This is a genomic window from Terrabacter sp. Ter38, assembly GCF_024519435.1.
In the GTDB taxonomy this organism is placed as follows: domain Bacteria; phylum Actinomycetota; class Actinomycetes; order Actinomycetales; family Dermatophilaceae; genus Terrabacter.
This window is the reverse complement of the sequence record NZ_JALJRZ010000010.1, coordinates 1-19270: the sequence shown is the minus strand read 5'-3', so window position 1 is coordinate 19270 and position 19270 is coordinate 1. Positions and strand designations below refer to the sequence as shown.

General features: G+C 70.5%; 19 protein-coding genes, 1 tRNA gene and 1 other RNA gene. 13 read left to right on the top strand and 8 right to left on the bottom strand.

Annotated features, from left to right (window positions below; genetic code table 11):
- Window positions 1-76: 76 nt before the first annotated feature.
- On the bottom strand, window positions 77-1321 hold the full coding sequence (locus NR112_RS18065; RefSeq protein WP_256795681.1) for an MFS transporter: 1245 nt from the start codon (window positions 1319-1321) through the stop codon (window positions 77-79).
- Window positions 1322-1500: 179 nt separating this feature from the next.
- Between NR112_RS18065 and NR112_RS18060 the strand changes: the two genes are divergently transcribed.
- Window positions 1501-2574 (top strand): LacI family DNA-binding transcriptional regulator, encoded by a 1074-nt coding sequence (locus NR112_RS18060; RefSeq protein ID WP_256795680.1) that lies wholly within the window; start codon window positions 1501-1503, stop codon window positions 2572-2574.
- Between the two features lie 25 nt (window positions 2575-2599).
- On the opposite strand, the gene ffs is transcribed toward NR112_RS18060, so the two are convergent.
- An RNA gene (gene ffs, locus NR112_RS18055) (signal recognition particle sRNA small type) lies at window positions 2600-2698 on the bottom strand.
- Window positions 2699-2842: 144 nt separating this feature from the next.
- On the opposite strand from ffs, the gene NR112_RS18050 reads away from it, so the two are divergent.
- Window positions 2843-3244: a hypothetical protein gene (locus tag NR112_RS18050; protein WP_256795679.1), complete on the top strand. Its 402-nt coding sequence runs from the start codon at window positions 2843-2845 to the stop codon at window positions 3242-3244.
- Between the two features lie 37 nt (window positions 3245-3281).
- On the opposite strand, the gene NR112_RS18045 is transcribed toward NR112_RS18050, so the two are convergent.
- Window positions 3282-3366: transfer RNA gene (locus tag NR112_RS18045), tRNA-Ser, on the bottom strand.
- 84 nt (window positions 3367-3450) lie between these two features.
- Here NR112_RS18045 and NR112_RS18040 point away from each other — a divergent pair.
- From NR112_RS18040 to NR112_RS18030, 3 genes are all read left to right on the top strand, one after another.
- Window positions 3451-4449 (top strand): MBL fold metallo-hydrolase, encoded by a 999-nt coding sequence (locus NR112_RS18040; RefSeq protein WP_256795678.1) that lies wholly within the window; start codon window positions 3451-3453, stop codon window positions 4447-4449.
- A gap of 44 nt (window positions 4450-4493) precedes the next feature.
- Complete coding sequence (argF, locus tag NR112_RS18035) at window positions 4494-5501, top strand: ornithine carbamoyltransferase (protein ID WP_256795677.1); 1008 nt, start codon at window positions 4494-4496, stop codon at window positions 5499-5501.
- Between the two features lie 94 nt (window positions 5502-5595).
- The gene (locus tag NR112_RS18030) at window positions 5596-6627 is read left to right on the top strand and encodes a metallophosphoesterase (RefSeq protein ID WP_256795676.1); all 1032 of its coding nucleotides are present in this window, start codon (window positions 5596-5598) and stop codon (window positions 6625-6627) included.
- Between the two features lie 82 nt (window positions 6628-6709).
- Here NR112_RS18030 and NR112_RS18025 read toward each other — a convergent pair whose 3' ends face one another.
- Both NR112_RS18025 and NR112_RS18020 read right to left on the bottom strand, forming a co-directional pair.
- On the bottom strand, window positions 6710-7387 hold the full coding sequence (locus NR112_RS18025; protein ID WP_256795675.1) for a response regulator: 678 nt from the start codon (window positions 7385-7387) through the stop codon (window positions 6710-6712).
- Entirely contained in the window at window positions 7384-8991 is a 1608-nt protein-coding gene (locus NR112_RS18020) for a sensor histidine kinase (RefSeq protein WP_256795674.1), read from the bottom strand. The genes NR112_RS18025 and NR112_RS18020 overlap by 4 nt, the downstream gene beginning before the upstream one ends.
- Window positions 8992-9201: 210 nt before the next feature.
- Here NR112_RS18020 and NR112_RS18015 point away from each other — a divergent pair, with 210 nt between their 5' ends.
- Genes NR112_RS18015 through NR112_RS18005 form a run of 3 tightly spaced genes read left to right on the top strand, consistent with a single transcriptional unit; the run spans window position 9202 to window position 12032 of the window.
- On the top strand, window positions 9202-10011 hold the full coding sequence (locus tag NR112_RS18015; protein WP_256795673.1) for an ABC transporter ATP-binding protein: 810 nt from the start codon (window positions 9202-9204) through the stop codon (window positions 10009-10011).
- On the top strand, window positions 10008-10916 hold the full coding sequence (locus NR112_RS18010) for an ABC transporter permease (RefSeq protein WP_256795672.1): 909 nt from the start codon (window positions 10008-10010) through the stop codon (window positions 10914-10916). Before NR112_RS18015 ends, NR112_RS18010 begins: the two co-directional genes overlap by 4 nt.
- 57 nt (window positions 10917-10973) lie before the next feature.
- The gene (locus NR112_RS18005) at window positions 10974-12032 is read left to right on the top strand and encodes an ABC transporter substrate-binding protein (RefSeq protein ID WP_256795671.1); all 1059 of its coding nucleotides are present in this window, start codon (window positions 10974-10976) and stop codon (window positions 12030-12032) included.
- Window positions 12033-12121: 89 nt separating this feature from the next.
- On the opposite strand, the gene NR112_RS18000 is transcribed toward NR112_RS18005, so the two are convergent.
- Both NR112_RS18000 and NR112_RS17995 read right to left on the bottom strand, forming a co-directional pair.
- Window positions 12122-12658, bottom strand: coding sequence for a LytR C-terminal domain-containing protein (locus NR112_RS18000; RefSeq protein ID WP_256795670.1), 537 nt, complete (start codon window positions 12656-12658; stop codon window positions 12122-12124).
- A gap of 45 nt (window positions 12659-12703) precedes the next feature.
- Window positions 12704-13000 carry a type II toxin-antitoxin system VapB family antitoxin gene (locus NR112_RS17995; protein WP_020145941.1) on the bottom strand — a complete coding sequence of 99 codons (297 nt, stop codon included), beginning with the start codon at window positions 12998-13000 and terminating at the stop codon, window positions 12704-12706.
- Between the two features lie 51 nt (window positions 13001-13051).
- On the opposite strand from NR112_RS17995, the gene NR112_RS17990 reads away from it, so the two are divergent.
- The 3 genes from NR112_RS17990 to NR112_RS17980 all read left to right on the top strand — a co-directional run bounded on the left by NR112_RS17990 (window position 13052) and on the right by NR112_RS17980 (window position 16411).
- Window positions 13052-14653, top strand: a complete 1602-nt coding sequence (locus NR112_RS17990; protein WP_256795669.1) for a helicase HerA-like domain-containing protein — start codon at window positions 13052-13054, stop codon at window positions 14651-14653.
- Window positions 14654-14820: 167 nt separating this feature from the next.
- Window positions 14821-15333, top strand: coding sequence for an RNA polymerase sigma factor (locus NR112_RS17985; protein WP_256795668.1), 513 nt, complete (start codon window positions 14821-14823; stop codon window positions 15331-15333).
- A complete protein-coding gene (locus NR112_RS17980) occupies window positions 15326-16411 on the top strand; it encodes a hypothetical protein (protein ID WP_256795667.1) in 1086 nt (361 codons plus the stop codon). The genes NR112_RS17985 and NR112_RS17980 overlap by 8 nt, the downstream gene beginning before the upstream one ends.
- Window positions 16412-16476: 65 nt before the next feature.
- Here NR112_RS17980 and NR112_RS17975 read toward each other — a convergent pair whose 3' ends face one another.
- Complete coding sequence (locus NR112_RS17975) at window positions 16477-17313, bottom strand: helix-turn-helix transcriptional regulator (protein WP_256795666.1); 837 nt, start codon at window positions 17311-17313, stop codon at window positions 16477-16479.
- A 201-nt stretch (window positions 17314-17514) separates the two neighbouring features.
- Here NR112_RS17975 and NR112_RS17970 point away from each other — a divergent pair, with 201 nt between their 5' ends.
- Window positions 17515-17868: a carboxymuconolactone decarboxylase family protein gene (locus tag NR112_RS17970; protein WP_256795665.1), complete on the top strand. Its 354-nt coding sequence runs from the start codon at window positions 17515-17517 to the stop codon at window positions 17866-17868.
- A 197-nt stretch (window positions 17869-18065) separates the two neighbouring features.
- The gene (locus NR112_RS17965) at window positions 18066-19244 is read left to right on the top strand and encodes an IS481 family transposase (RefSeq protein WP_256795664.1); all 1179 of its coding nucleotides are present in this window, start codon (window positions 18066-18068) and stop codon (window positions 19242-19244) included.
- The last annotated feature ends 26 nt before the right edge of the window (window positions 19245-19270 follow it).

The window sequence follows — 19270 nt, the reverse complement described above, 5'->3', positions numbered from 1 at the left end:
GACGGTGAGATGTCTGCGGGCCACGCGGTCACTCGAGCGTGGAAGCCGGGTGAGAGTCGGTGGTCGAGACCCGGTGTCAGTCGGTGGTCGCCGATGTGGTCGCCGAGGTGGTCGCGGTGGTAGTGGTGGCACGGTCGGGCTCGCGGACGGCGGGGATGGCCACGAGGGCGACGACCGCCATGGCGCCGACGACGAGGAGCGAGTGCAGCACGCCGACGTGGTCGCCGAGGAAGCCCAGGAGCGGCGGTCCGGCGAGGAACGCGGTGTAGCCGATCGTCGAGACGACGCTCATCCGGGCGGCGGCACGCCTGGGGTCGTCGGCCGCGGCGCTCATGCCGACGGGGAAGCCGAGGCTGGCCCCGACGCCCCAGATCGCGGCGCCGACGAAGGCGAGCACCGGACCGCCGTAGACGACGAGAAGGCAGCCGACGACGGCCGACACGAAGAGGACGCGGAGCACGGGCACACGGCCACGCTCGTCGAGCACGCGCGTGCCGAGCAGCCGGCCGGCGGTCATCGCCGTGAGGAAGACCGCGAAGCCGACGACGCCCACCCAGCGCTCGAGGCCGTAGCCGTCCGAGAGCGCCACCGCGACCCAGTCGTTGGCCGTCCCCTCGGTGAACGCGGCGGCGAGGACGACGACGCCGATGAGCAGGGTGCGCGGCTCGCGCCAGGCCGCACCGATCCCCGCCTCCGAGCGCACCTCGGCTCCGGTCTCGTCCGTCTCGACCGAGCGGGGCAGGAAGGCACGCAGGAACCACGGGGTCACGGCGAGCAGCAGCACGACGACGCCGGCGAGGTGCACGGCGACCGGGACGTGGAGGAACGACAGCCCCGCACCGATGAGGGCGCTCACGACCGTGCCACCGCTGAAGGCCGCGTGGAAGTGCGGCATGATCGCGCGGCCGAGGAAGCGCTCGACCTCGGCACCCTCGAGGTTCATCGCCACGTCGAAGACCCCGGTGCCGATACCGACGAGCACGAGGCCCGCCATGACGACGGCCCGGTTGTGGGCGACGTCGACACCGAGGCCGACGCCGAGCAACCCGACGCTCTGGACGACCGCGGCACCCATGAGGGTGCGGGCGGCGCCGAGGCGATGCACGATCCAGCCCGACAGCGGGAGGCCGATGACCGAGCCGAGCGAGGCGGCGAGCAGGGTGAGGCCCAGCTGTCCCGCCGAGAGCCCGAGCTCGTGCTTGATGTCCGGCACGCGGGAGGCGAAGGCCGCGAAGGCGGCTCCGTTGATCGCGAAGGCCGTGAAGACGGCGGTGCGGGCCGTGCGGACGACGGCGGCCGGCGGGGCACTGACGGCGGACATGGAGCAAGCCTCTCAGGGGACGACCGACGCGGGGCGGCTGAAGCGGGCCGGCCGTCCGTGCGGCCGACCGCCTCGACGGCGGTCTGCGATGGTTTTCGGGACGAGGCTCGGGTGGTGAGACCGAGCCCTCGAGGGTTTCGAATCGATTCGACTCGAAACGTTTCGATAGCATGCCTCCCATGGTCACCCGAGGTCAAGCCCGTCCGACGCTGCGTGACGTCGCCGAGCGCGCGGGCGTCTCGGTGTCGACGGCCTCCCTCGTCTTCAGCGGCAAGGGTCCGGTCGCGGTGGCCACGGGCGACCGCGTCCGTGCCGCCGCGACCGAGCTCGGCTTCACCGGGCCCAACCCGCTCGCGTCGTCCCTGCGCCAGGGCCGCTCGGGGGCCATCGGCGTCCTCGTCGAAGGACGTCTGCGGATGGCCTTCCGCGACCCCTTCGCCATCGCCGTCCTCGACGGCCTCGCCGAGGTGCTCGAGACCGTACCCACCGGTATGCTGCTGATCGGGCAACCTTCTGGATCAGGCGAATCCGTCGTCCCACAGCTCGCACCTCTCGCGCTGGACGCGGTCGTCTTCTCGCTCTGCGGGCCCGGTGAGAACCCGGCCGTCGAGCACCTCGCGGCCCGCGGTGTCCCGATGTTCAGCACCGGAGTGCCGGGCGATCGACGCATCACCCAGGTGCGCATCGACGAGCGCGCCGCAGGCATCGCCATCGCCGAGCACGTGCGCTCGCTCGGGCACCGCCGGGTCGCCCACGTGGCCATGCCGATGCTGCCGACGAGCACGGCCGGTCCGGTCCCGGACGCGGAGGTGCGGCCGGGCGAGGCCAACGTGCCGAGCGTGGGCCGTCTGCTGGGCTTCCGTGACGTCTTCGGCGCGGATGCCGCCGCGGTCCAGACCGGGGACGGGTCGTCGTTCGAGGGCGGGCGGATCGCAGGCCGGTCGCTGCTCGACGTCCCGGAGCGCGAGCGCCCGACAGCCATCGTCACCCAGTCAGACGTCATCGCGGCCGGGGTCATCGTCGCCGCCGAGGAGCTCGGCCTGCGCGTGCCCGACGACCTCAGCGTCACCGGCTTCGACGGCGTCGACCTCCCATGGCTGCCGCACCGGATCACGACGATGGACCAGCAGGGCCGCGAGAAGGGCCGGATCCTCGGCACGCTCGTGCGCAAGCGCCTCGACGGCACACGGCCTCGGAGCGTGACCCAGCCGGTGCAGCTGCGGGTCGGCACGACCACCGCTCCCCCGGCCTGACCGGAGGCCGCCACCGAGCGCGAAGGAAAAAGGGACACCCCGCGTACCTGGAAGAGCTCTCCTACCCTTGCTGCATTCCTGCCCTGGGGGAGTTCGGAGAGGTACCACCACGCGGGGTGCCGACGGCAAGTGTATGCCGCCCCCGACGTCAGCCGGAAATCGCCCCTCCAGCCGTGGCCGGGCTCCCGGCCGGGCTGGCGGTCGGCGGTGCTCGACCTCTCGGACTCCGTTGACGTGCGGGGACAACCGACGCTCGGCGACGAGCGAGATGACGGCGAGCAGGACCACCCGCCGACCTGCAACAGCTGCTCGACGCGTTCGTCACCGAGTAGATCGAGCAGCGCCCACACCGCTCCCTGCAGCGCCGCACCCGGCTCGCGGCCTACCGCGCCACCCCCAGGGCCGGCCCACCGGCACCGACACCGCAGCTCGGACCCGGGTCCGCACCGACCGCGTCGACAAGGCCGGCAAGGTCACCCTTCGCGTCAACGGAACCAGGTTCCACATCGCCGTCGGGCGAACCCACGCCCGAACCCGCATCAAGCTCCTCGTCCGCGACCTGGACGTCACCATCATCGACGCCACCACCGGCGAGCTCCTGACCGAGCTGAGCATCGATCCCACACGCCGCTACCAGCCCCTGAACAGCAGGAAACCCCCGAACCCGTAGGTTCGAGGGTTTCCTATGTCCTGAGATAGGACAAGGGCGGAGGATGGGGGATTTGAACCCCCGAGGGTTTTATCCCAACACGATTTCCAATCGTGCGCACTAGGCCACTATGCGAATCCTCCGTCGCGCAGGTTACCGGAGGCGGACCCCGCACAAGAAATCGGCCTCCCCGGGCACCCCGCGCGACCCCGGTGGACAATCACCGCATGGCCCCTCCCACGCCGGTCGCCCTCGATACCGACGTCACCTGGATCCACGGCGCACCGTCCCCGCGACGACGACACGACCCGCCACTCCAGGTGCACCGCCTCGCCCCCGGCACCGTCCTGATCCGGCAGAGCAAGGACCTCACCTACGAGGCGCCGTTCATCCTGCTGCTCCTCGGCGAGCGTCGAGCCCTGCTCCTCGACAGCGGGGCGGTGGACGGCGCCACCCTGCGACAGACGGTGGACCGCCTCATCTCGGACCACCTGGCCGCGCAGACGCCGGCAGCGCACACCCCCGCCACGCAGACCCCGCGGGACGCGCAGACGCCGCCGCACGCGTACGACCCCGCTGTGTACGAGCTCGTCGTCGCCCACACGCACGGCCACGGCGACCATGTCGCCGGCGACGCCGCCTTCGCCGACCGGCCCCGCACGACCGTCGTGGGCCACGGCGTCGCGAGCGTGTGCGCCTTCTTCGGCATCAGCGAGTGGCCGACCGAGGTCGTGACGCTCGACCTCGGTGGCCGCCCCCTCGAGGTCTTCGGCATCCCGGGTCACCACGCGGCCTCGATCGCGATCCACGACCGGACGACCGGCCTGCTCCACACGGGCGACACGGTCTATCCCGGCCGCATCTACGTCAACGACCCGAACGCCCTCCTCGACACCCTCGATCGTCTCGTCACCTTCGCCGACGAGCGCACCGTCTCACACGTCCTCGGCTGCCACGTCGAGATGACCCGGCGCCCCGGTCGTGACTACCCGCTCGGCTCGCGCTACCAGCCGGACGAGCCGTCACCGTTCATGACCGTGGCCCAGCTGCACGGCGTCCGCGACGCCTTCCGCGCCGTCGCGCACCGTCCCGGCATCCACCGCTTCGACGACGTCGTCTTCTGCGTCGGCGAGGGCCCCCGCGTCCTCGTCCCGCTCCAGCTGCGCGCGCTCGTCGAGCAGGTCCGCTGGCGGCTCGGCATGCTGCGCCGCCGACCGGCTCCCTGAGACTGGATTGCCGCGCGGCGACCGCGCCTGAAACCATCACGTGCATGTCGCTCGCCGCACTCCACCGCCGCAACCTGCTCAAGGAGATCGACCTGACGCCCGACGAGTTCCGGGCGCTGCTCGACCTCGCCGCCGAGCTCAAGGCCGCCAAGCGCGAGGGCCGCGAGCAGCGACGTCTCACCGGCAAGAACGTCGCGCTGCTCTTCGCGAAGACCTCGACCCGCACCCGTTGCGCCTTCGAGGTGGCCGCCGCCGACCAGGGCGCGAGCACGACCTACCTCGACCCGGTCGGCTCGCAGATGGGCCACAAGGAGTCGGCCAAGGACACGGCACGCGTGCTCGGACGCTTCTACGACGGCATCGAGTACCGCGGTGCCCGCCACGACGTCATCGAGACGCTCGGCGCCTTCGCGGGAGTGCCGGTGTGGAACGGCCTCACCGACGACTGGCACCCGACCCAGTCCCTCTGCGACGCGCTGACGATGCGCGAGCACGCGGACAAGCCCGACGACGAGATCGCCTACGCCTACGTCGGTGACGCCCGTTTCAACATGGGCAACTCGCTGCTCGTCACGGGCGCCCTGCTCGGGATGGACGTGCGCATCGTCGCGCCCCGCTCCCTGTGGCCGTCTGACGCCGTCGTCGCCGTCGCGAGGAGGTATGCCGCCGAGACCGGGGCGCGCGTCACGCTGACCGAGGACGTGGCCGAGGGCGTGCGCGGCGTCGACTTCGTCCACACCGACGTCTGGGTGTCGATGGGCGAGCCCAAGGAGGTGTGGGCCGAGCGCATCGAGCTCCTCGGCCCCTACCAGGTCAATGCGGACCTCCTTGCGCTGACGGGCAATCCGCGGGTCAAGTTCATGCACTGCCTCCCGGCCTTCCACGACCTCGAGACGCAGGTCGGCACGGACGTGCACGAGCAGTTCGGCCTCAAGGAGCTCGAGGTCACCGACGACGTCTTCGAGTCCGAGGCTTCGGTCGTCTTCGACCAGGCCGAGAACCGGATGCACACCATCAAGGCGCTCATGGTGGCCACGCTCGTCCAGCTCTGACGGCGGGGTCCCAGCGACCTCCCAGCCTCGCGACGCCTGACGTTCACGTTCTGGTGGTGGCGCCGTTCGACGGCGGTGCGGGAGAACTGCAGTCATGCACCTCTCTCGCACCCCAGCCCTGGCGGCCGTCGCAGCCGCACTCGTCGTCCTGCCTGCTGCCACGGCGGCCTCCGCCGCCGATGTCCCCGGCCAGGACAAGGACGGCCACTACCACTTCGCCGTCATCGGCGACGTGCCGTACGGAGACGCGCAGGTCGCGGCCTTCCCGAGGTGGGTCGGCCAGATCAACGCGACCCCCGACCTCTCCTTCACCATCCACGTCGGCGACATCAAGAACGGCTCGTCGACGTGCACGAACGAGTACTTCTCCATGATCCGCACGCAGTTCGACCGCTTCACGACGCCGCTCGTCTACACGCCCGGCGACAACGAGTGGACCGACTGCCACCGCACCAACAACGGCACCTACGACCCGCTCGAGCGCCTCGCCGCTGTCCGGTCGACCTTCTTCCCGCGAGCCGGCCACACACTCGGGGCCGACATGACCGTCGCGTCGCAGGCGGCCGCCGGCTTCCCCGAGAACGTCTCCTTCCGACGCCAGGGCGTCGACATCGCCACCCTCCACGTCGTCGGCAGCAACAACGGCCTGCTCCCCTGGCCCGAGCTGGGCTTCACCTCACCCACGGCCCGGCAGGTCGCCGAGGAGCAGGCTCGCACGGACAACGCCGTGGCACAGGTCCGTTCGGCCTTCGCCGGAGCCCGGCAGCGCCACGACCGCGCCGTCGCGCTCTTCCTCCAGGCCGACATGTTCGATCCCACGTATGCCGTGACGTGGGCCGACAACTCTGCTTTCCAGCCCCTCGTGCGCGAGCTCGTCGAGCAGTCGAACACCTTCGACGGCGAGGTCTACCTCTTCAATGGCGACAGCCACGTCTACAACTCCGACCGTCCGCTCGCGACAGGATCGAGGTGGCTCGACTTCTACGGCGTACGGGGGTCGGCCGACAACCTCACCCGGGTCACGGTCGACGGGTCGAGCAACAACACGGACTTCCTCGAGGTCACCGTGAACCGTCCCGGCGCCGAGCACGTGCTGTCGTGGCAGCGCGTGCCCTACACCCCCTGAGCCGTCCGGACGGGCAGCACAGCGTGAGTATGCCGTCCGGCGCACACCGCGCCGGACGGCATACTCACGCCTGGTTCGCTGCTCACCGGCGGCGCGGGAGGTAGCGGTGTTCGGGCCGGCCGGTGGTGCCGTAGGTGAGATCCAGCTCGAGCAGCTGCTTCTCGACCAGCCCGGCGAGGTAGCGCTGCGCCGTCGGGCGGCTGGCCCCGAGGATCTCGGCGACCTCCGCTGCTCCGATCGGCGCTGGGGCGCCGACGACGATCTCGAGCACGCGGGCCATCGTCGGCTGCAGGCTCCGGGTCGCGACCGCCCGGCGCGGTGGCGCGCCGCGCAGGCTGTAGAGGGCGTCGACGACGTGCTGGTCGGCCTCGGGGGCGCGGTCGATGCGCTCGGCCCACGCCCGGTATCCCTCGAGCTGCTCGCGCAGGGCGGCGAAGCTGAACGGCTTGACGAGGTAGTAGAACGCCCCGAGCTGCATGGCCGTGCGCACCGACTCGATGTCGCGCGCCGCGGTGACGAGCAGGAAGTCCGGCACCCGCTCGCCCGACGCGGCGACCTGGCGCACGAGGTCGAGCCCGCTGAAGTCCGGCAGGTACATGTCGAGGAGCAGCAGGTCGGGCGCCACCGACGAGACGAGCGAGCGCGCCTCGGTCCCCGTGTGCGCCTCGCCCACCACCTCGAAGCCGGGCACGCGCGCGACGCTCAGCGCGTGCGCGTGCGCGACGTGGTAGTCGTCGTCGACGACGAGGACGCGGATCATGTGACTCCTTCGTGGACCCGGACCGGCAGACGGACCTCGAACCTCGCGCCGCCCGGCGAGCTCGCCCCGATCGTGCCACCGGCGCGCGTCACGAGCCGGTGCACGAGAGCGAGCCCGACTCCGCGGCGCATGGCGCCCCGCGGTTCCTTGGTCGAGTAGCCGTCGAGGAAGACGTCGTCGAGGCGTTCGTCGGGGATGCCGGGCCCGCTGTCGGTGACGGTCAGCTGGAGGGCGTCGTCGGTGCGCTCGAGCCGCACGACGACCTCGCCGCGGGGGTGACGGCCGACCGAGGCAGGGTCGTCGGCGACCGCGTCGACGGCGTTGTCGATGAGGTTGCCCAGGACCGTGACGACGGGCAGGTCGCCGTCGGCTCCGGCTGCGAGCCGGCTGGTGGGGTCGAGCCGCACGACGACATCGCGCTCGGCCGCGACGGTCATCTTGGCGAGCAGCAGCGCGGCGATGACCGGTGAGCCGACGTGCGCCCGGATCTCCTCGCTGGCCAGGGCCGTCTCTGCCTGCAGCTCGCGGCTGTAGCGGGTCGCCTCCTCCACCTCGCCCAGCTCGAGCAGGACCGACAGCACGTGCAGCCGGTTGGAGAACTCGTGCTCCTGCGCCCGAAGGGCGGTCGACAGGCTCTCCATCGAGTCGAGCTGGCGCACGAGCGCCTCGAGCTCGGTGCGGTCGCGGATCGTGACGACCCACCCGGTGTTGCGACCCGCGACGAGCACGGGCATCCGGTTGAGCACGAGGAGGTTGTCGTCCGTGACGGCGACGAGGTCGGTGCCCTCGAGCTCGCCCGTGATGATGCGACGAAGTCGCCCGGCCGGGACGACGTCCTCGACGCGCCTGCCGAGCCCCGTCCCCGCGATCCGGAGCAGTCGCCGCGCCTCGTCGTTGAGCACGTTGACGACTCCCTTGGCGTCCACCGCGAGCACCCCTTCGCGGATGCCGTGCAGCATCGCCTCGCGCTCCTGCATCAGCGCGACGATCTCGGCCGGCTCGACCCCGAAGGTCACTCGTTTGATCGCCCGGGCGAGCAGCAGCGAGGCCGCGACCCCGAGGGCGAGGGCGACGCCGGCGTAGAGCGCGATGTCGAGCACCTCGGCGTTGAGCCGCACCCCGACCTCGGACTCGAGGATGCCGACCGACACCTCGCCGACGCTCCGCCCCGAGGCGTCGACGATGGGGGCGCGGGCGTTCGCCGACCGCCCGAGGCTGCCCTCGTCGATGCCGGTGTGCACCTGGCCGTCGAGTGCGGCGACGGGCTCCTCGATGCGCTGTCCGATGAGCGCCGGGTTGGGGTGCGAGTAGCGCACGCCCCTGCGGTCGATGATGACGACATAGGAGGCACCCGTCGCGCTCCTCACCTGCGCCCCGAGGGCCGGAAGCACGTGGGTCGGGTCGCCCCTCACGATCTCCTCTGCGATCTGGGGCACCCGCCCGAGGGTGACCGCGATCCCGGTCGCCTGCTCGATGGCGCGCGTGTCGGCCGTCTGGGACGTCAGCCGGGCGAAGAGGGCGAAGCCCACGGCGAGGGTCACCACGACGATCCCCAGCACGGCGAGGAGGATCCGCGCGGCAAGCGTCCTGCCCAGAGGCGGCATACGACTCCTCAGCTCTGCGTGGTCATCACCCACCCGACGGCCGGTGGCGGCCCGGCGACGCCGTCGTCGGCGCCCTTCCCAGCATGGCTGAGCAGATTGCACAAAACCACTGGTAACGCGGCTATCGGAACCAACGATCACAAGCATTCCGGCGCGACCCACCCCGCTCCTACGGTGACGCCACTCAACGAGGAGAAAGGGCGGGGCCACATGACTGCCATCGAGCTACGCAACGTCACCAAGAAGTTCGCCACGGCGGACGGCGGCACCTACACCGCCATCGAGGACCTGTCACTGACGGTCGAGGACGGTCAGTTCTGCGCCGTCGTCGGACCCACCGGCTGCGGCAAGTCCACGACACTCACCTTGATCTCGGGGCTCGAGCGCCCCTCTCGCGGAGAGGCTCTCGTCCACGGCGAGCAGGTCCGCGGGATCGACACGAGCACCGGATTCGTCTTCCAGCAGGACGCCGTCTTCCCCTGGCGCTCCGTCCTCGACAACGTCGCGGCGGGACCCGTCTACCGCGGGGCGAGCCGCTCCGAGGCCACGGCCCTGGCCCGGGACTGGCTGCGGCGCGTCGGCCTCAGCGGCTTCGAGGACCGCTACCCCCACCAGCTCTCGGGAGGCATGCGCAAGCGGGTCGCCCTCGCGCAGTCGCTCATCAACCAGCCCCGCGTCCTGCTCATGGACGAGCCGTTCAGCGCGCTCGACGTGCAGACCCGGGCGATCATGTCGACCGAGCTGCTCAACCTCTGGGACCAGACCAAGCCGGCCGTCGTCTTCGTCACGCACGACCTCGAGGAGGCCATCGCCCTCGCCGACAAGGTCGTCGTCATCACCGCCGGTCCCGGCACGGTCAAGGCCGAGTTCGAGATCGACCTGCCACGCCCCCGCATCGTGCAGGAGATCCGCTTCGACCCGCGCTTCACCCAGCTCTACGAGCAGATCTGGGAGGCGCTGCGCGCCGAGGTCGCCGAGGCGTACGCCCGCACGACGGGGGCGACGGAGGTGGCGTCATGATCGACACGCCCACCCAGCCCCAGACGGTCGCGGCGCCGCGTCCCGACGTCCCGGTCGATGGCGCCACCTCCTCCACCCCCTCGGCCCCGTCGGCCCGGACACGCGCGCGCCGGCGTCGCACGGTGCTTGCCGGGGCCAGGCTCGCCATCGTCGTCGTCCTGCTCGCCACCTGGCAGGCCTGCGTCAACGCCAAGATCGTCGACCCCTTCTTCTGGGGGGAGCCGGAGGGCGTCTGGGCCGACCTGCGCGACTGGTTCACCGTCGGAACGAGCCAGGGCTCGCTCGGCGCCCAGATCCTCGTCACGCTCGAGGAGGCCGTGCTCGGCTTCATCATCGGCTCGATCCTCGGCGTCGTCTGCGGCATCGCCCTCGGCCGCGTCCGGCTCCTCTCCGAGCTCTTCGCCCCGTTCCTCAAGGCAGCGAACTCGATCCCCCGCATCATCCTCGGCTCGATCTTCACCGTCGCCTTCGGCTTCGGGATCCAGTCCAAGGTGATCCTCGCGGTCGTGCTCGTCTTCTTCGGCGTCTTCTTCAACGCCTTCCAGGGCGCCCGTGAGGTCGACCGCAACCTCATCGCCAACGCCCGGCTGCTCGGGGCATCGCGGTGGCAGGTGACCCGCGGCGTCGTGCTGCCCTCGGCGTTCACGTGGATCCTCGCGAGTCTGCACATCAGCTTCGGATTCGCGCTCATCGGAGCGCTGGTCGGCGAGATCCTCGGCGCCAACCAGGGCCTCGGCCTGCTCATCCGCTCGTCGCAGAACAACTTCGACATGAACGGCGTGCTGGCCGGCATGGTCCTCGTCGCCGTCATCGCCCTGGCGGCCGAGGCGCTCATCACCCTGCTCGAGCGGCGCCTGCTGCGCTGGCGGCCCCCGCAGACCCACGGAGGTGCCGCCGTCGAGTAGTCCGCACGACCACCGCATCCCGCGACCTTGCAGCACCCAGACTCAAAGGAGAGTTCCATGAACACCAAGCGCATCGGTGCCGCCGGCGCCGCCATCCTCGCCGCGACCACCATGGCGGCCTGCGCCAACAACGCCTCCGGCGCGCCGACGAGCGCCGGCACCGTCGACGCCAGCGCCCCGACCGTGACCATCATGGTCGGGGGCATGAGCAAGCAGATCTACCTGCCCTTCATGCTGGCCAAGCAGCTGGGCTACTACGACAAGATCGGCGTCAACGTCGACCTCGTCGACGAGCCCGCGGGCGGCGATGCGACGCAGAACATGCTCGCCGGCCAGGTCCAGGGCGTCGGCGGCTTCTACGACCACAACATCGCGCTGCAGGCTCAGGGCAAGTCGTCCGAGGCGGTCGTCTCGATGCTCCAGATCCCGGGCGAGGTCGAGCTGTGTCGCAGTGACCTCAAGGGTGTCGTCAAGAGTCCCGCGGACTTCAAGGGCCGTTCGCTCGGCATCACCGACACCGGCTCCTCGACCGACTTCCTGACGCAGTACCTCAGCAGGAAGAACGGCGTCGACCCCGCCCAGGAGACTCGCCGTGGCGTCGGCGCGGGCCAGACTTTCATCGCGGCCATGAAGCAGAAGGCCATCGACTGCGGAATGACCACGGAACCGACTGTGTCGCAGGCAGTCTCGGACGGCACAGCGTTCATTCTCATGGACATGCGCACGGCCGACGGGTCCAAGGCGGCACTCGGGGGCACCTACCCGGCGACCTCGCTCTACATGCAGACCGACTGGGTCGACAAGAACAAGGCGACCGTCCAGAAGCTCGTCAACGCCTACGTCTCGACGCTCTCCTGGATCCAGCAGCACGACGGCGCGGCCATCGCCGACAAGATGCCGGCCGCCTACTACAAGGGCGTCGGCAAGGCCGCCTACGTCAAGGCGCTCGACAGCGAGAAGGGGATCTTCAACCCGACCGGCCTCATGCCGCAGGACGGTCCCAAGACCTGTCTGGCCGTGCTCGGCGAGTTCAACCCCAAGGTCCAGGGCAAGAGCATCGACCTGGCCAAGACCTACACCAACGAGTTCGTCGAGGCGGCCTCCCCGGTCAGCTGACCCCTCGCTCCGCGCGGGGCCGGCAAGCCCCGAGCCCCTGAGTATGCCGTCCGGCGCACACCGCGCCGGACGGCATACTCACGCTCGTGTCACGGCTGGACGGTGATCGTCGGGCACTGGCGCAGCGTCTGGGTGGGCACCGCGACGACCGGCGCCTTCCCGAAGTTCTTCCAGGCCGCGCCCACGACGAGGTCGACGGTGTCGCCCTTGCGCTTGTCGTTGACGTAGACGGCCTGCGGCACATGCGTCTTCACGAGACGGGCCGACGCCGCACCCTCGGGTCCGAACCGGATCTGCGCGACCTGCTTGACGCCGGCGTCCTTCGGGTCGTTGCCGACGGCCTTGACCTTGAAGCCACGGGTGTCGGCGACCTTGGCGACCGCCGCAGCGAGCCCCTTGCGCGTCGTCGAGTTGTAGACGTTGAGGCTGACGTCGGCCGGACGCAGCGGCGCGACGGGCACCTCCGTCGTGCACGGTCCCGGTGTGGGGGTCGTGTCGCGGAAGTAGGTCGAGGCGTAGTAGAACGCGCCCGCCAGGCTCAGCAGGACGACCGCGATCACGATCGTCGACCGGCGCTGGCGCCGCACCCGGTAGGTGCGGTCGTCCTTGTCAAGGACCTGCGACATCACCGCTCCTTCGTCCGTCGTCGCCCCTGGTCGGGCAGGCTCGTGTCAGGAGAGTACGAGGACTCGGGCGTGAAGGACAGGACGTTGCTGCAGCGCGGCGCGCAGTGCCCGGTGCAGCCCGTCCTCGAGGTAGAGCTCGCCCTCCCACTCGACGCAGTGCGGGAAGAGGTCCCCGTAGAACGTCGAGTCGTCGGCGAGCAGGCCGCGCAGGTCGAGCGTGCTCTTGGTCGTGATGAGCTCGCCGAGCTGCACCACCCGAGGCGGGACGTTCGACCAGTCCTTGGTCGTCTCGAGTCCATGGTCTGGGTACGGGCGCGAGTCGCCGACGGCCTTGAAAATCACCGGGTCAGCATAGGCGTCGAACGTGGACGACCGGCCACTAGAGTTCGAACCGTGACCGAGACTGCAGGCTCAGGAGCCCCTCAGACGGGTGGCACGGGAGACACCAGCCAGATCGACGAGATCCGGGCCGGCTACGCGTTCGAGGGCGGGGTGCTCAAGCTCGGCGCCGCGGTCGTCGACGGCCAGGCCCACGCTGACGCCCCGGTGCAGATCCCGCTCAGCGTCCTCAACCGCCACGGCCTCGTCGCGGGCGCGACCGGCACCGGCAAGACGAAGACGCTCCAGCTCATGGCCGAACAGCTGGCCGACCAGGGCGTCCCGGTCTTCCTCGCCGACATGAAGGGTGACCTGTCGGGTCTCGCGACACCCGGCGAGGGCGGCGACAAGATCACCAGCCGCGCGGCCGACGTCGGGATGCCGTGGACGGCGACGGCATACCCCACCGAGTTCTACTCGCTCGGCGGCAAGGGTGACGGCATCGCGATCCGCGCCACGATCACGGGTTTCGGCCCGACCCTGCTCAGCAAGGTCCTCGGGCTCAACGACACGCAGGAGAGCAGCCTCGGGCTGATCTTCCACTACGCCGACAAGAACGGTCTCGCGCTCCTCGACCTCAAGGACCTCCGCGCGGTCATCAGCCACCTGACGTCCGACGAGGGCAAGGCCGACCTCAAGGACCTCGGCGGGCTCTCGAGCGCGACGGCGGGCGTCATCCTGCGCAACCTCATCACCTTCGAGGACCAGGGCGCCGGGGCCTTCTTCGGCGAGCCCGAGTTCGAGACGAGCGACCTGCTGCGCACCGCACCCGACGGCAAGGGGATCATCTCCTGCCTCGAGCTGCCCCAGGTGCAGGACCGACCGCAGCTCTTCTCGACCTTCCTCATGTGGATGCTCGCCGACCTCTTCCACGACCTGCCCGAGGAGGGCGACGTCGACAAGCCGAAGCTCGTCTTCTTCTTCGACGAGGCTCACCTGCTGTTCAACGACGCGAGCAAGGCGTTCCTGCAGGCCATCGAGCAGACGGTCCGGCTCATCCGCTCCAAGGGCATCGGCGTCTTCTTCGTGACGCAGTCGCCCAAGGACGTCCCGTCGGGCGTGCTCGCCCAGCTCGGCAACCGCGTCCAGCACGCCCTGCGCGCCTTCACCCCCGACGACGCCAAGGCGCTCAAGCAGGCGATCGCGACCTACCCGCACACGGCCTACGACATGGAGAAGCTCCTCACGAGCCTCGGCATCGGCGAGGCCGTCGTCACCGTGCTGTCGGACAAGGGCGTCCCGACGCCCGTCGCGTGGACCCGGATGAAGGCCCCGAACTCCCTCATGGACCCCTCGTCGCCCGCGACGATGGACGCCGTCATCGCAGCGTCGCAGCTCAAGACGAAGTATGCCGACGTCGTCGACCGCGAGTCGGCCTACGAGAAGCTGACCGCTCGGTTGCAGGCTGCGGCTCCCGCGACGCCGGCAGCCCCCGCTCCGGCACCCGCCGCCCAGGGACCTGCGCCTGCGCCCGCGTCGACGCGCGCCCCCAAGGAGGAGCCGAGCATCATCGCGCAGGTCGCCGGCAGCACGGCGTTCAAGTCGATGCTCCGCTCGGCCGGCACGGTCCTCGGCAGGGAGATCACCCGCAGCATCTTCGGCACCCGCAAACGCTGATCCCCAGTCTCCGAGCCGGAGCGCCTCGACCGTTCGTGGGTCGGGGCGCTCTTCGCGTGCCGCCGCGGGCCATGAGAAAGCTGCCGGCCGAGCGGTCCGATGCAACCGAACGGGCCACCCGGGACTCGTCCAAGTGGAAGCATCGTGAGGACGGCAGGTGGACGCTCATGGACGAGAGCAGCGACGGTGACCCGGTCCGGGTCGTGTACGACCGTTCGTACCGGCGACTCGTGACGCAGCTGGCGGCGCTGTGCGGCAACCTCCCCGAGGCCGAGGACATCGTGCAGGAGGCGTTCGTCACGGCGATGACGCACCGGCGCGACTTCGGCGAGGTCTCCAACAAGGAGGCGTGGCTGCGCACCGTGGCCGTCAACCTGCTGCGGAACCGGTGGCGACGCGCGCGGGTCACGGCCCGCGCCCTGCCGAAGTTCCGCGCCGAGCTGAGCATCGACCTCGGCCCCGGCACCCCGGAGGACCACGTCGCCATCGTGTTCGCGTTGAGCCAGCTGAGCCTGCCGGTGCGGATCACCGTCGTGCTCCACTACATCGCCGACCTCAGCGTCGCGCAGGTCGCGACGGAGCTGGGGGTGCCGGAAGGGACGGTCAAGGCGCGGCTCGCCCGAGCCCGGGTCCAGATGGCCGACCACCTCATCGACCGCGAGGAGGCGGACCATGTCTGACCTGACCACCTTCGCCCGCGACACCGAACGCCGCGTGGCCCAGCCTCCCTTCGACACCCTGCTCGAGCGGCAGCGCCGGGCGCGTCGCCGTCGCGTGGCGTGGGTCTCGGCCGCAGCCGTCGCCGCCGTCCTCGCGCTCGCGTTCGCCGTGTCAGGGCTCGGTCGCCTCGGTGCTCAGCGCCTCCCGGCCGCTCCGACCCAGACGTCGGTGAGCGTCCCCGACTGGACCGCCGACGAGGTCGTAGGGCACCCGGACGCCTTCGTCGCCGCCCAGCTCGAGTCCCGCACGGACCGGCGGATCGTGCTCACGGTCTGGAAGCGCTGCGTCGTCCCTCGCCCCGACCACGACTGCCTCGGCCGGGAGGCCATCGCCGTCGTCGACGGGACCGACGACCGGCTCCTCGTGCTAGGGGCCGTCACCGGGTCGAGCGGGCAGCCCTCGATGGGCGGCCCGGGCCTGTACCGCGAGGTCGGCGAGGGTGTCTGGTACTGGGCGCACCGCGGACCCGGTCCCTACCTGCTCTCGGCGACGATGCGTCAACCGCTGGCCCTGACCGTCATGGACCACCCGGTACGCCCGCCCTTCGGGACGTCCACGGTCGAGTGCGCGGACGGTGTCGGTCTGTGCACGCTCGACGTCAACGCCCGGACGCTGGAGCGTCTGGCGGCGCCCGAGCCGGTGGACGGCAGCGGCACGCGGTGGGCCACACCGACCTCGAAGGGCTGCGGCATCTGGGGCCTCACCGGTGCCGGCGGCGACCTGCGCCTCGTCATCCAGCAGCGCGACGGCTCCTTCGCGTCCGCCGACCTCCCGGGCGACTCGTCGCCGACGTCGCTCGCAGAAGGTGGCGCCGAGTGCGAGGTCGCCTACTACCAGTCGACCGCGGACACTCAGGCCCAGCTCGTGGTCAGCCTCGACCAGGGCTCGACGTGGCAGGCACGTCGAGCACCACTGCCTCAGCTGAGCGGCAGCATCGAGGAGAAGCCTCGTCTGCGGGTGCTCATCCCTCCCCGGTGGGCGGCGCTGCCCGAGGTCACGAGCCCCTCCGGACTCCCGGGTCCACTGAAGCCACTCTGAGGCGATGGTCGACCCACGCCTGCCGACCACGCCTGCCGACCCACGCCGGTCGACGGCGACCCGCCCTAGGCGTCGAACTCGATGTCGTCGAGGTCGCCGTCGACGTCGGCGAAGTAGCTGATGACGCGGATGTCCGGCTCGTCGAGCACCTGCAGGACGAGCTGGCGCAGCTGGATGACCTGCCCGGTGTCGAGACGGATCCGCTTGGTGCGTCCCCGGGTCGGGTCGCTGTCGTGGCGCTCCCACCACTCGACGGTGTCCGGGTTCGTCTTGAAGATCTCGTCGAGGATCCGCTTGAAGGACGGGTCGTCGGGGTGCCGCGCGTACGCCTCACGGAAGAGCGCGAGCTGGTCGGCCGCCTCCTGCTCCCAGTCGACGAAGAGGCTCCGCGCCGCCGGGTCGCAGCAGTAGAACCACAGCAGGTTGCGCTCGCGCTTGCTCCGCTTGCTCTCCCAGTCGGTGAAGAGCTGGCAGGCGGTGTGGTTGGCGCCCAGGACGTCCCAGCGGGCGCCCACGACGTAGGCCGGGTTCGGGTCGATCGAGTCGAGCAGCTCCTCGAGCTCCTCGCTCAGCTCCTCCGGCGCCTGCGGCCGGCGCGACGGCGTGCCCGTTGCGAGCGCGTGCAGGTGCGACCGACCGTCGGCGTTGAGCTTGAGCGCGCGGGCGAGACCGTCGATGACGCTCTTGCTCGGGCGCAGATCGCGCCCGCGCTCGATGATGTCGTAGTACGCGACGGAGATGTTCGCGAGCTCGGCCACCTCGGTCCGGCTCAGACCCACCCGGCGACGACCCTTGGCCCGCTTGATGCCGACCTCCTCCGGGGCCAGCTCGTGCCGGCGCGCGCGAAGGAACTCGCCCAGGGGGGAGGGGGTGCGCACGCTGAGCGGGACGTCCGTGGTCATGGCGCTCATCCTGCCAGTGGCCCGCCTCGGCCGCGGCCCGGCGGTGGCGCAGAGTCAGATCGGGTTGCCGCAACCGGTCCGCCACCCCTCGCATTCGACGGGTTCCTCACCTGTTCCGGGTGATGCGGCCTGCGGTGGCCACGACGAGAGTGGCACCCGTGGCACCCCGCCGCACCATAGCCATCCGTACAGGAGACACACATGTCCGAGAACACACCCGTCCTTGACTGCCTGGCCGACATGACCGCGGTCTCTCTCGTGGAGGGCGGACTCGGCGCGCGCGAACACATGCTCGCCCGGCTTGCGGCCCTCGTCTCGGTCGGTGCCCCAGACGCGTCCTACCTGATGAACGCCGCCGCGGCTGCCGAGGTCGGCATCACCGTGGAGGACGTGCAAGGAGTCCTGGTGGCGGTCGCCCCCATCGTCGGGACGCCCCGGGTGCTGGCCGGCGCAGCGGGCATCACCCGGGCGCTCGGCTTCGCGGTTGCCGTGGCGGAAGCGGAGATCCAGGCGCTCATCGCCGAGGCGGAGGCCGACACGGCGGACCCGAGCTGAGGGCAGGCGCCTCAACCCTCGGCGCCTCGCTCGCTCCTCCCACATCCCGTGGCTTCCTATCACGATGACTCAGGACCCCGACGAAAAGCATGTCGGGGTCCTGAGTTGTCGTGGCGGTGGCGGTGGTGTTCTGGTCAGGCACATAGGAAACGCATGTCTCAGGACATAGGAAACCCGTCAGCCTGTCGGATGCGTGCATGTCGAAAGCGCGTCTGGTAATCACCGCGGTGGTCCTGCAGGGCCGGTCCCAGGCTGAGGTAGCCCGCAGCTACGGGGTGTCAAAGGGGTGGGTGTCGAAACTGGTCACGCGGTACCGCGCCGAGGGCGAAGCAGCCTTCGAACCACGATCCCGGGCCCCACACACCCACCCGAACGCGGTCCCGGACTCGACGGTGGCCCTGGTGACCGGGCTCAGGGCGCGTCTGGTCGGGGCCGGGCTCGACGCCGGCGCAGAGACCATCGCCTGGCACCTGCACCGCGAACACCAGATCCGGCTGGCCCGCTCCACCATCGCCCGGATCCTGACCCGGGCGGGGCTCGTGACTCCCGCGCCACGCAAGCGGCCGAAGAGCTCCTACATCCGGTTCCAGGCCGACCAACCCAACGCGTGCTGGCAGTCCGACTTCACCCACGTACGACTCGAGAACGACACCCCTGCAGGCGCGGACGTCGAGGTCCTCGCCTGGCTCGATGACCATTCCCGGTACCTGCTGTCGCTGACCTGTCACCGCACCGTCACCGTCACCGATGTCGTCGCAACCTTCCTGGCGGCCTGCGCCAAGCACGGCATCCCACAGTCCACGCTGACCGACAACGGCCTGGTGTACACCGCCCGACACCGCGGCGGTCGAAACGCCTTCGAACACCAGCTGCGCCAGCTCAACGTGCAGCAGAAGAACTCACGACCCAACCACCCCACGACCTGCGGCAAGGTCGAGCGCCTCCACCAGACCCTCAAACGATGGCTCGCAGCCCGCCCTCGACCCGTCAGCCTCAACGACCTACAACAGCTGCTCGACGCGTTCGTCACCGAGTACAACGTGCAGCGCCCACACCGCTCCCTGCAGCGCCGCACCCCGCTCGCGGCCTACCGCGCCACCCCCAAGGCCGGCCCCACCGGCACCGACACCGCAGCTCAGACCCGGGTCCGCACCGACCGCGTCGACAAAGCCGGCAAGGTCACCCTCCGCGTCAACGGAACCATGTTCCACATCGCCGTCGGGCGAACCCACGCCCGAACCCGCATCAAGCTCCTCGTCCACGACCTGGACGTCACCATCATCGACGCCACCACCGGCGAGCTCCTGACCGAGCTGAGCATCGATCCCACACGCCACTACCAGCCCCTGAACAGCAGGAAACCCCCGAACCCGTAGGTTCGAGGGTTTCCTATGTCCTGAGA